Annotated in this window: 11 protein-coding genes; 6 read left to right on the forward strand and 5 right to left on the reverse strand. The window is 45.1% G+C overall.

Going from position 1 to position 12617, the window contains the following annotated elements; translation table 11 throughout:
• The first annotated feature begins 3 nt into the window (after positions 1-3).
• The 3 genes from LJ740_RS21495 (at position 4) to LJ740_RS21505 (ending at position 4255) form a co-directional block, all read left to right on the forward strand.
• On the forward strand, positions 4-1977 hold the full coding sequence (locus LJ740_RS21495) for an acyltransferase family protein (protein WP_229531194.1): 1974 nt from the start codon (positions 4-6) through the stop codon (positions 1975-1977).
• Positions 1978-2115: 138 nt separating this feature from the next.
• A complete protein-coding gene (locus tag LJ740_RS21500; protein WP_229531195.1) occupies positions 2116-3189 on the forward strand; it encodes an O-fucosyltransferase family protein in 1074 nt (357 codons plus the stop codon).
• 43 nt (positions 3190-3232) lie between these two features.
• The gene (locus tag LJ740_RS21505) at positions 3233-4255 is read left to right on the forward strand and encodes a glycosyltransferase family 15 protein (protein WP_229531196.1); all 1023 of its coding nucleotides are present in this window, start codon (positions 3233-3235) and stop codon (positions 4253-4255) included.
• Here the strand turns inward: LJ740_RS21505 and LJ740_RS21510 are convergent.
• Positions 4249-4845 (reverse strand): O-fucosyltransferase family protein, encoded by a 597-nt coding sequence (locus LJ740_RS21510; protein WP_229531197.1) that lies wholly within the window; start codon positions 4843-4845, stop codon positions 4249-4251. The two genes, LJ740_RS21505 and LJ740_RS21510, sit on opposite strands and share 7 nt — an antisense overlap.
• 60 nt (positions 4846-4905) lie before the next feature.
• Entirely contained in the window at positions 4906-6471 is a 1566-nt protein-coding gene (locus LJ740_RS21515) for an O-fucosyltransferase family protein (protein WP_229531198.1), read from the reverse strand.
• 169 nt (positions 6472-6640) lie between these two features.
• On the opposite strand from LJ740_RS21515, the gene LJ740_RS21520 reads away from it, so the two are divergent.
• The gene (locus LJ740_RS21520) at positions 6641-7819 is read left to right on the forward strand and encodes an O-fucosyltransferase family protein (RefSeq protein ID WP_229531199.1); all 1179 of its coding nucleotides are present in this window, start codon (positions 6641-6643) and stop codon (positions 7817-7819) included.
• An 18-nt stretch (positions 7820-7837) separates the two neighbouring features.
• Positions 7838-9064 (forward strand): class I SAM-dependent methyltransferase, encoded by a 1227-nt coding sequence (locus LJ740_RS21525; protein WP_229531200.1) that lies wholly within the window; start codon positions 7838-7840, stop codon positions 9062-9064.
• Between the two features lie 12 nt (positions 9065-9076).
• On the opposite strand, the gene miaE is transcribed toward LJ740_RS21525, so the two are convergent.
• Positions 9077-9649: a tRNA-(ms[2]io[6]A)-hydroxylase gene (gene miaE / locus LJ740_RS21530; RefSeq protein ID WP_229531201.1), complete on the reverse strand. Its 573-nt coding sequence runs from the start codon at positions 9647-9649 to the stop codon at positions 9077-9079.
• A 100-nt stretch (positions 9650-9749) separates the two neighbouring features.
• Between miaE and LJ740_RS21535 the strand changes: the two genes are divergently transcribed.
• On the forward strand, positions 9750-10220 hold the full coding sequence (locus tag LJ740_RS21535) for a cupin domain-containing protein (RefSeq protein WP_229531202.1): 471 nt from the start codon (positions 9750-9752) through the stop codon (positions 10218-10220).
• A gap of 15 nt (positions 10221-10235) precedes the next feature.
• Here the strand turns inward: LJ740_RS21535 and cydB are convergent, their stop codons facing one another.
• A complete protein-coding gene (cydB, locus tag LJ740_RS21540; RefSeq protein ID WP_229531203.1) occupies positions 10236-11234 on the reverse strand; it encodes a cytochrome d ubiquinol oxidase subunit II in 999 nt (332 codons plus the stop codon).
• Entirely contained in the window at positions 11231-12598 is a 1368-nt protein-coding gene (locus LJ740_RS21545; RefSeq protein WP_229531204.1) for a cytochrome ubiquinol oxidase subunit I, read from the reverse strand. The genes cydB and LJ740_RS21545 overlap by 4 nt, the downstream gene beginning before the upstream one ends.
• Positions 12599-12617: the final 19 nt, after the last annotated feature.

Consider the following 12617-nt stretch of genomic DNA (forward strand, 5'->3'; position numbering starts at 1 on the left):
ACAGTGAACTATCGTCCTGAAGTAGACGGATTGCGCGGGATCGCCGTTTTATTGGTGGTATTATTCCACGCGAAAATAATGGGTTTTACCGGTGGTTTTGTTGGTGTCGATATTTTTTTTGTGATCAGTGGATACCTGATCACAGTGATTATTTTCGACAGTAGCAACAGGGGCAAATTTAGTTTCTTGTCCTTTTATGAAAGACGAGCCAGGCGCATTATTCCTGCACTTTATATCATCGCACTGGCGTCAATACCGGTGGCATTGTTATTCCTGAATCCGGTATTTTTAAAAGACTTTGGCCAGAGTCTGGTGGCTGTTAGCTGGTTTGTTTCCAATATATTGTTTTGGATCGAAAGTGGATATTTCGAGTCTCCTTCTGAGCTCAAACCACTGCTCCACACCTGGAGCCTGGGCATCGAAGCGCAATTTTATTTACTTTTTCCACTTCTTTTGTTTTTCGCAAGACACACAGCCCGGATCGCAACACTGGCATGGATGATCCCCTTGTTTCTGGCCAGTGTTACCTTGTATTACTGGGGCACGTTCCACTTCCCCACAGGCAATTTTTATTTTCTGTTTTCCAGACTGTGGGAGTTCCAGTTAGGCTTTTTTGCCGCACTATATCTTAGCCACTACCCACCGAAAGAAACACACCACTGGCATCAGGTTATGGGGCTTGTCGGTATCGGACTCATTGCCTATTTTGTTGTCGCATTTGATAGCGCCTCGCCACTTGCCAGGCTTTACCCGATTTTACCTGTGACAGGAACGACGCTACTGATTGTTTTTGCGCAACCAGGCACTGTTGCTAACAGCATATTGGCATACAAGCCTCTGGTGGGATTGGGGTTAATCTCGTATAGCTTGTACCTTTGGCACTACCCTCTTCTGGTCTTTAGTCGCCACACTAGCCATGACGGCAGTGCAACACTGTATGGACTGATACTTTGCTTAATTGCGCTTGGACTGGCAATCATCAGTTGGCGTTTTATCGAGATACCTTTCAGGAACAAAACCACGATTACCACCAGAACATTTATCGCTTTTTTACTGGTTGGGGCACTGAGCCTCAGTGGTATCGGGGTATTACTGCACTCCCAGCAAGGTTTTGCCAATGCGGCACTGCAAAAATTCATGTTAACCCAGGCTGATCCCAGCCTTGTACAGGTGCGTGAAAACTGTGAGGTCCCAGCAAGCCAGACGGAAACCAACTATTGTCTGCGAGGAAAAACATCTGAAGCTGCCAATACGGCATTACTGGGCGACTCACACGCATACAGTATAAGCCATGAACTGGCCGAGGTGTTTGAAGTCAATGGTGCCTCTTTTTTGCAATACACCAAATATAGCTGCCCCTATATTGCTGCCTTTACTGAGACACACGACACCGGCTGCAACCAGTTTATGAACAATGTCCTCATGGACCTTGAAAAGCACTCAGTTAAAAATGTGTTATTGGCAAACTTTTGGAGTAGTTATTACCATGACCTGAAGCAAACAGGCACCTATCATTTTATTGAGGAGCGCTTCTCTGCCGGCGTCACTCCGCTCACGGCCAACAAGGCAGAGCGAAAGACTGCCCTGTTAAAGGGTATCGAACAGTTTATCAATACATTAGTTCTCCGGGGAATGAAGGTCTACGTATTCATGCCAATTCCTGCGCAAAACTTCAGAATTCTGGAGGGCACTTTACAACTCTCCACATCGGATCGGGTTATCTTTCCCCCCCCGGTAAAATACAGCACCTACGTGACACAGAATCGGGAGCTATTCGCCTTATTACAAATATTAGAACAACAAAACAAAATTAAACTGGTGGGCAATATTAATGCGCTATGTCCTGTTGAGGTAAATTCAGAGGAACGTGCATGCCTGAATAACTATCAGGGTGAATTATTGTATTTGGACGATAATCACCTTACCAATGCCGGCACCAGGTTGTTCCTGAAAGGCTTTAAGTTACCTGACTGGTAAGCATAAATTTATCAGTTGCGCTGTTGTTAAGCCCGACTAACCGTTAATATACAAACTGACCCCTCTATTTCTGCGATTGGAAAATTGTTTGATTGAGATTAAGGATATGGCGCTCAACGCGTTCTGAATTACACAAAAATGAACCGTTTTTTTATTATCTGTGAGCGAGATGCCGGATTGTTTTCGTTGCTCCAACAAGTCATCGCAAATTTACCCAGAGCACTTAATGATTCGATGATCCCCATTGTATATTTCAGCAAAAACTGTTGTTACTGGGTTCCGCAAGGATATCGAGGGAGAGACAACGTTTGGGAATATTATTTTGAACCATTGATAGAAAAATATGACAGTAACCAGCTATCTGAGACGCTGAAATCGTTTGTGGCAACATCACCACCTGATCCCGGCTCCCGGGGAGTCAGGTTCGACTCATACCATTATCTCAGCAATAACTTTGGCGATCATTCTCAATTGCTAAACCAATGTCTGGTAATCCCCTTCGAGTGGAAAGACCCTGACTTGTGGCTAAGAACGGTATGCAGCCGTCTGATAAATACCTTTATTCGGCCTCGACAATTTTTACAGGATCGTGCTGCAGATTTCATCGCTAAGCATTTTAGTACTTCGGTGGTTATAGGGTTACACATCCGGGGGACTGATGCATTGTCGGCGGAAGAGCCCAGGCTCTTCAGAAAAAACTCATTAGTGCTAGAGCGCTATTTGCAGTGCATTGCCTTTGAAAAGCAAAAATCACCGGATGCCAAAATCTTTGTTGCAACTGACTCAAAAGCGTCTCTGTCCGCAATAGAAGACGTATTCGGCGACGATGTATTGAGCAGCTCACGTATTATGCACACCCAGGGCGCTGCCGCAGGTCAAGGCCCTACAGGCGCATTAATGCCATCTTATGTTGCCAGCGATGCTAATATTGCCGTGGAAAATGGCGCAGAGGCGGTTGTGGATTATTTAATCTTGAGACATTGCACAATTTTGATACACAATGGTGCCAGTCTGGCGAGAACTGTACTGCTTAGCGATCCGGACATGCCGCATATCAACACCCATCGTCCGGGCTGGAAAATGCGACTGAAAGCGTTTTCCATTCGCCCCGGCAATTTGCGCAGACAAATGCAAAGATGGCAAGAACGCCTGACCCGCCAAAATAAAATTCGCTTTGAACAATGGCGTGACTTCCTCAAGGGTATATCGTGATGTGCCCGCTTATCCATCATTCAAATAAAGGCCTATCGACAACATGAAACCCACCTTCGTTTACCTGGCACAAAATACCCGTAAAGACCCGCAATGGGGGAGAGATTCTCGCAGTATGCTGGAAATCAGTCTCGACAAGCTCTATGAAAATTACAACCACAAATTTCGGCAATCAATTATTATCTTCCATGAAGGTGATTTCACACTTGAAGACCAACGCGAGTTGTCGAAAGGAAGACCAGAAATTACCTTTCATGAAATAGAATTTAAGATCCCCGACTTCCTGGACAAATCGAAAGTACCTGATGTCTGGGTCTCTTCGGCGGGCAAAGCCTATGGCGAGTGGGGGCTGGGCCATCGCCACATGTGTCGGTTTTACACTATTCAGATTTTTGATCTGTTAAGCGAACTCGGATACGACTGGGTATGTCGATTTGATGATGATTCGATTTTACACTCTCCCATCGAATACGATCTATTTGAATACATGGAAAGCCATAATCTTGAATATGGTTACCGGGTTGATTCTCAGGAACCCTACAGGTTAACAGAAGGTTTCAGTGAGGCACTGCATAACTACATAGAAAAGTTTGCTGTCAATCCGACGTTTTTCGATGAACATGTGTGGACACCCAGCCTGAAAAACACACTGTGCAACTACTACCATCAGTTGCTGGCACTCAGATGGCCACTGAAAAAAAACAACCTGCGAATTGCTGGCACATATGATAATTGGGGTTATTTCAATAACTTCTTTATTTCCAAAATGGCATTTTGGAAAAGTGACCCGGTACAACATTTTTTGCATTTTTTCGACCAAATGGGCGCAAGCCATATTCTGCATTGGAACGATTTAATTTTGCAATCAGCCGCGGTACAAATTTTTATGGATAAAAAGAAAGTCCACAAGTTTGAAGACTGGACCTATGAACATGCAACCATTCGCCATGGCAAATTGGAGTACGGAGGCATTTGGCGGGGTAAACAAGATGAACAAGCCGATGCGGTCAAAGCTTTCGAACAACAGTATGGCAGGGCAATATTTGATGCCGACAAAACCTACTGACCCGAGCTGTCATTGATTGCAACAAGGTAACTCATTGTTTGAGACGTTAAAAAATTCTCGAAATCGTCGGGGTGAGGATTATAAAACATATCAATCACGGGCAAGCGGGGATTGAAATACAGCGCTACCTCACCCACGTTCGAAAAACACTTCAGTAAAAAATCACACTTTGATAGCAACAGGGCATCGGTTAATACTTCGGTTCCCCGCTGATAACCGCTACCAGAGCGTTGAAATACAGCCAGCTCTGTCGCCGAACGAATGGCATCAGTTTGTATCACCCGTTCGCCATATTGCGCCACTATCTTTTTCAAAAATTGTAGCTGGTCTGTCGCGATAAAGAGCTTTCCATTAGGATTTTGCTGAATAAATTGGTCGATAAAAGGAAAGTACTCCTCCGGCGGTATTATGCGGGTAAACTCACGGGGCCCATCGAAAGGTTTGCCGTCAAACCGGGTTGATTTGTCCGTTCCTCTTAAATGGCACCCCAACACGGGATGTCCTGTAAAATGAGCATCATAAAATAGCTCAACTTGGTTGAGTATGCCCGTCTTTACCCGAATAAATTCATTGGTCAGCCTCGCTCCCATAGAACGCTGCTTTTGCCACCACTTTTTAGTGTCGGAGTTATTGGCTATAGGCGGCTGATCTCACTCACCGATGAATAACGCTCGTTGCTGCTCCCGTCTAAGAAAAGTAATCGACTCCGGTGGTAGTGAATTTAATTCTGAAGAGGAGATACCTGCCACGGGTTCAAAATAATTTTCCCATACGTTTTTATCGTAGTTGCTGTCAAAATAGTAATTGTAGCTGTGATCAAAATTAACCACCGGGATCAAATTATGATTTTCAGCAAAACGGAGCTGTTGCAATACGTATACATACTGTGCAAAAAATGCCGCCTGTGGATCGCCATCACATCGGATTTCCAGATACTTTTTGCCTTTTGCCTGCCGAAACGAATAATAATCAGAACCGATGCGTTGTTTGGCGTGCCTCGCCAACGCTGCCACTTGTTGCAACGGTATTTCTTCCTTATGACGACAAAGAGAAACATACTTCTTGATGAAAAATACCGAACGCAGAATTGAATTATTGGAAAATTGTTTTGCTTCCAGGCCATTTGAAACACGGCGAATAAGGGGGAAATCAGTCAGTAAGCTGGTCATAAGCTGACGTGAGGAAAGTTTAGATGTTAACGCCTGTTTTAAACACTCCCTCAGAAATATGTAAGGTTCCACTAAAAATGCTCTGTAGCATTTTTGAAGTGACGTCAACGGACCATAATATTCATTCAGGTCAACACTGGTGAGTTGTGAATTAAAATAATGTGCGCACTCACCCACAGCCGAAGAACATTTCAAAAGCCAATTGCTTCGTGATAACAACAAACAATCAAATAAAACTTCTTTGCCTTTCTGATAACCATTACCATCCTGTTTTTGGAAGGCATTAATATTGGAGTCTGAAAGAATGGTCGACTGAGTGACGATACGTTCTTGATAGCGCGTCTTAAGAGTCGCAACAAACTGCGATTGATCTGTAGCAACAAAAACCAGGCAATCAGGATGTAACCGGATAAATTCATCGATCAGAGGAAAATATTTTTCAGGCGGGATAATACGCATAATGTGATAGGCTTCACTGGCGCAACCTTTGTCCGTACCTCGAATATGAATCCCTAAAACAGGTCTGTTATTGAAGTAGCGTTCAACAAACGCATCAACTTCATTTAACAAATGTGGCTTTAATCGAATATAGTTTTCAACTACTTGCTGCGCTTTCGCTCTTTGCCTGGTATACCACTGCCCAACATCTTCCTCTAAATCGGTGTAATAGCCATACGGATAACTGTAAATACTGTCCGGGTTTCCCGCGTGAAGATAAGACAATAAATCATCATCCGGGTAAATCAGATTTTGCTCGGTTAATGGGTGTGTTGGATCACTGATAAAACGTTGAATATCTGCATAGGTATAACCAGCTACAGGCTCGAAATAATAGTCCCACATGTTGTCTCCCTGACTGGCTTCAAAATAAGCATTGGGACCATCCGAAGAATGGGGGCCAAAATACACTACCGGTATTAAATTTTTTTCTTCGCAGTACAAAATCTGGTTTAACGCAAAGTTCAGATAGGCAAAAAAACCCGCATAAGAGTGGTTTATTCGAATAACCCGTATTTTTGAATATTTGTTCAGCACGGGGGCTTGCATTAGCGCTCTTAAGATGTTCTCTTTCTTGTTTTGATAGCAGATACGAATAAAATGCAACGTTAACCTGGGTATAAAGTTATCGCCAGAAAAAATTGGCCTTTAACCGCCACGTTTCTAACCTCACACTTTACCCTGCGAATTTCAGGTACTTTGCAACAGAATTAATGCCGTGAAGAAAAACCACAAGACCGATAAACTGGCAACGATGCCTGTGACAATACCTGAAAACTATGCCGGTATTTATGTGTTACACATGAATTTGCACGGTGCAGGGTTCGGCGCCATGGTGTTACAAACATTGAACCAAATCCGCTACTGTGAACGCAACAATCTTCTTCCGGTGGTCAATTACGATGCAGATTGTCACAGCTACTTTTATGATAAACAGCGTGGCGAAAACATGTGGGAGCAATACTTTGAACCCCTTGTCCCACCCTTTGATTATCAGAATCTGTTAACACTGTGTGCGTCACCCGATAGCCCGGTATCAATTGGCGACCTGCAAAACCTAGACGATAATCAAATGCTGCACATTTGTGAGCATCATACCGACAGCATATACAGTTTTACCTTTGCTGATTGGCGAGACAATCCCCCCGAAGATTTGCAGCAGTGGTATCGCGAACAAAGAACAAAGGGGCATCAAATGTTTTCCCGCTACATTCGGGTAAAACAGGATATCGTTGAGAAGGTAAATGACTTTTATAGTCAGCATTTTGATGGACATCAGATGTTGGGAATTCATATCCGCGGAACAGACCTGATGTATGCGCCACCTGTCAGTCCGGCAGAGTACTTTCCGCACGTTGATAACTGGCTCAGGCGACAAAACAGGCCAAAAATATTTGTAGCAACTGACCAGGCTCAGTATTTAACCGCATTTCAACAGCGTTACAGTGAACTTGTTGTAGGGTATGACAGCCATCGCTCAATCAACGAAATCGTGCCGGTTAACCTGAAAGAAATTCCTCCTCACAAAAAAGGGGAGGATGTACTCATAGATACTATCTTGTTGTCCCGCAGCGAATTTCTGTTAAAAGGGGCATCGGCCGTCGGAGAAATCGCCTTGTATATGAATCCGGCGCTACGCTGCCTGGATCTCGCAACAGATAAACGATTCGCCTTTGGTCAAGATTATGGCAAGGGCTGGAATGGTGTGTTACTCAGTCAAACCAAGCCTGCGTGGTATTTGCTCAAAGATAAAGATCTGTTAAAAGAAAATAAGAATGCTAAAAGCCAAACCAGGCTACAGGCATATCTCTATAAATACCGACCTTATTTCAGTCCTGTAGCAATCTTTATTCATCGAGTATTGAGATATCTGCTCAGGCAATTGCGAAAAAAATAAAGTAACGGAGAAGTCAGTTTGAGTTATAGCCGAATTACGCAATGTCGGATTTGCGGCAATAAAGACCTGGTTGAGGTCCTTGATTTGGGCAATCAAACGTTAACCGGCTTGTTTCCCGAATCGGCGGAAACTCACATCCCATCAATGCCTTTAGTTTTGGTAAAGTGTCATGGCGGCAAATCATGCTGCCATTTATTGCAGCTTGCGCACACCTACGATCTGGCTCAATTATACGGTGAACATTACGGATATCGCTCTGGCTTAAATACGCATATCAAGACTCACCTGAAGCAAAAAGTCGCGCATATAGAATCTAGCGTGACATTGTCCGACAACGATCTGGTACTGGATATAGGTAGCAACGACGGAACTACGCTGAGTTACTATACTGCTCCGCTAAAAAAACGCGTAGGCATAGACCCTACAGCCGATAAATTTAAACACTTCTATCCCGAGAACATTGACACAATCACCGACTTTTTTTCAAAGGCTGTATACTCAAAATATTACGGTGAACAAAAAGCCAAAGTTGTAACTGCATTTTCTATGTTTTATGACTTAACGGACCCGGTAGCATTTGCAAAAGACGTTGCAGATATCCTGGATGAACAAGGGATCTGGATTCTGGAGCAAAGCTATATGCCCACCATGCTAAAAAAGCTCTCGTATGACACCGTTTGTCATGAGCATCTTGAATACTATGGGCTAAAACAAATTCAATGGATTATGGAAAAGGTTGGCCTGATTATCATTGATGTCAGTTTTAATGACCTGAATGGGGGGAGCTTTTCTATCACGATCTCGCACCCATACTATTCAGGTGAAAAGCACATAGACAAAGTGCAGCACGTTATCGAAGGCGAACACCAATTTGAATCACTGTTGCCATTTCAACAATTTGCCAAAGACGTAGCAAAAGCCCGGGATAATCTGTTAAAAAAACTACATAGCATTAAGAGTCAGGGAAAAAAAGTTGCAGCCATAGGTGCTTCCACTAAAGGCAATGTTATTCTGCAATACTGTGCAATTAATGCCTCGTTGGTTGATGTCGTCGGCGAAGTAAATCCAGATAAATTTGGCAAGTTTACCCCGGGTACTTTGCTCCCAATACAGGCAGAAAGTCTTGTATTGCAACAAGCCCCCGACTATCTGTTGGTTTTACCCTGGCATCTTTGGCGTTTTTTTGAGGAAGATAACAAGTTTACTGACCACACGCTTATCTATCCGATCCTGGACCCTCAGTAATACAACACTGAATCAATGCAGCGCAGCGGTATGCGGGATTGACGCGATGATCTTTGCTTCCGCTTCGAGTAATTGCTCAAGGCGTTGTTGCACTGTCGCTTCCGGGAAATACTCCATGGCCAACTCGACAAACAAGTCCTGATGATCGGCTTCTGATTCGGCAATCGCTCGATAGAAGTTTTTCATTGGCCCTTTGGGTAATGCCTGTGACACCAGGCCAAAACGCTCGCAGCCTCGGGCCTCGATAATGCCGCCGATAAGCAGTCGGTCCAACATATATTCGTTAGTACCCTTGCGAAAATGTTGACGAAATTGATTAACATACTCGTCTTTGGTGTCAGAACCTGGGGTAAGCCCTCTGTCGTAAAGTATTTTGATCACCTGGCGAAAATGGGTCATTTCCTCAATTGACAGATTTACCATGGCTTTCACCAACTTTTCCTTATCCGGATAATGGGACAGCATGGACATCGCCATACCTGAAGCCTTTTTTTCAGCCGCCGCGTGATCAATCAGGAAAGTATCAAAGTCCGCCAGAACTGCTTCAGTCCAGTGAAAAGGGGTTTTGTATTTTAAATCAAACATACTTCTGTGCGGTTCCAACTGCCAAAAAGGCGCAATTATACATAGCGAAAACCCAAAGCAAAAGTTAGAGTACCTCAATGCTTATCTAGGTCAAATGCAGATGTCCAAAACCGAAGAACTTATCGCCAAATATCACCTTAGCCCTCACCCGGAAGGTGGCTGGTATAAAGAAACCTACCGCTGTACCACTGAAGTAGCCTCACCAGTCAACGGTGCAACACGCAACAGTGTGACGCAAATTTACTTCCTGTTGACCGAAGGTGACATCAGCCGCTTTCACAGGGTGCTGCACGACGAGATCTGGCACTATTACGAAGGTGCACCTTTGCGTCTGATAGATTTACATCAGAACCAATGCGAGGAAATCATTTTAGGGGCTGGAAACGGCCATTATCATCATGTAATCCCGGGCGGACACTATCAGGCAGCCCAGTCTACCGGCAGTTACACCCTGGTGGGTTGCACAGTAGCGCCTGGATTCGATTTTAAGGATTTTGTGTTTCTGAAAGACGAGGCTCAAACCCTTAGTGAATTTGAGCCCCATGCGGGAAATTACCGCAGTTTTATCTAACGCATTAAACCGGCGTTAATAATAGCGCAGCTCGGTTACTTTGCCGCGGAATACCCGGTAGGAAAATACCGTGTAGGCCAGGATGCACGGCATCACTATTATGGCGCCAACCAAAATAAATCGCAGTGATTCAGGCGCACTGGCGGTTGCCTGAATGGTCATCTCACCCGGCACCACATAGGGATAAAAACTAAAAGCCAGGCCTACAAAGCAGGACAAAAATAACACTACCACCAGCGCGAAAGGTTGTAGACAATATTTGTCCTGCAACACCCTGACATCTCCCAGCGCCCGCCAAATTAACAACAAGGTTAGCAGTGCCAGACTGGGTACAATGACCAGCATCCAAACCGACTCAGCCGCAAACCATTTGTAAAATATGCTGTCATTCACCAGCGGATTTACCAGACACACGGCCAGAATTCCCGCCATACAGAAGTACAGGGATTTTCGTGCCCAACCCAGAGCTTTTATTTGCAGATCCTCTTCGGTACGCATGATTAACCAACAGGCAGCAATTAACAAATAGGCCGCAATCACCCCGGTGGCACTCAACAAGGCGAACAGATAGGATACCGGGCTGTGTTCAAATCCCATGACATAAAGCCCCAACATAAAGCCCTGGGTGCCCGCCGCCAGAAAAGAACCTATTTTGAAAATCAAATCCCAGCGCTCCTTACGCCCCTGGCGCACTTTTGCTCTGAAATCAAAGGCCACACCACGCAATATCAAGCCAATAAGCATCACCACGATGGGCAAATACAACTCACCGAGGATCAGGCTATGCGCTTGCGGAAAGGCAATTAACAGCAGCCCCACCGCCAACACCAGCCAGGTTTCGTTGGCATCCCAAAAAGGACCAATGGAGGCAATCATAACATCCCGTTGGTGCACATTATCTTTGGGCAACAACATACCAACCCCAAGGTCGTAGCCATCCAAAATGGCGTACATAAGAATGGCTAACGCCATGAGTGCAGCAAAAATGTCAGGTAACAGGTTATCGGGGATCATGAGCTGGCTCCTTGAGCAGTTCGAAGCGATTTCTGTGTAAGCCGCTCCTCCGGCTGAATTTCTTCTATTTCCACGGAGCGACGAGCCATCAGGAACAAGGTTTTAATATAGGCAATCAGTAAAAACACATACACCGTTGCGTACAAGGTGAGGGATAAAGCCACATTGCCGGCCGGAATTTGCGTTGCTGCGTCAGCCGTTGATAATACCCCGCTCACCAGCCAGGGTTGCCGGCCAATCTCTGTCACATACCAACCTGCTAATGTGGCTATCCAGCCAGAGAATGTCATGGCGACGGCCAGCATCAGAAACTGTTTTGGCAAGGTTTTTCGGACATACAGTAACCAGCAGCCAATGAGTGCCGTTAATAACATCAGCATTCCCATCCCCACCATGACTCTGAAACCAAAAAATACCGGTTTTACAGGGGGATGCGCCCCAATAAATTCGTTTAAGCCCTTTACTTCACCATCGGGATCATGTGTGAGGATCAGGCTGGCCAGCTTAGGAATGGCAATTTCAAAATGATTGGTTCGCTGCGCTTCATCAGGAATAGCAAACAACAGCATGTCTGCGCCCTTTTCCGTATCCCAAATCCCTTCCATCGCCGCCACCTTTTGCGGTTGATGTTTAAAGGTGTTCAGGCCGTGTAAATCGCCCACCAGAATCTGCGTAGGTGTTAGCATCAGAGCGGCGATGACTGCCGTCCTCAAGGCTATCTTAGGTGCCAACTTAGCGTCACCGCGATAAATGCGATAAGCAGAAATACCCATGATAAAGAAGCTGGCGGTGAGGCCGGAGGCCAACAAAGTATGGAAAAACCGGTAGGGAAATGACGGATTAAAGATTACCGCCCACCAATCAGTGGCATGAGCAACGCCGTCCTGCATAACAAAACCATCAGGAGTTTGCATCCAGCTGTTTAGCGCCAAAATCCAGAATGCAGAAAGTGTCGTACCGACTGCCACCATTAAAGTAGATAAGGTATGCAACCACTGGGGAACACGGTGCATACCAAACAACATTATGCCCAGGAATGTCGCTTCAAGGAAAAAGGCGGTCATTACCTCATAACCCAGCAGAGGCCCGGCGATATTACCCACGGTTTCCATATAACCGGGCCAGTTGGTGCCAAACTGAAAAGACATCGTAATACCGCTCACCACGCCAAGGGCAAATGTCAGAGCAAATACCTTTACCCAAAAGCGGTAAATACGCATCCACACCGGGTGTCCCGACAAATCAAAGCGTACTTTGAAGTACAGTAAAAACCAGCAAAGCGCGATAGTGATAGTAGGAAACAGAATGTGAAAACTGATGTTCAGCGCAAACTGAATACGCGACAACAAGACAACATCTAACATGGTTATTTCCCCGATTGCC

This window comes from Planctobacterium marinum, assembly GCF_020687805.1.
In the GTDB taxonomy this organism is placed as follows: Bacteria; Pseudomonadota; Gammaproteobacteria; order Enterobacterales; family Alteromonadaceae; genus Planctobacterium; species Planctobacterium marinum.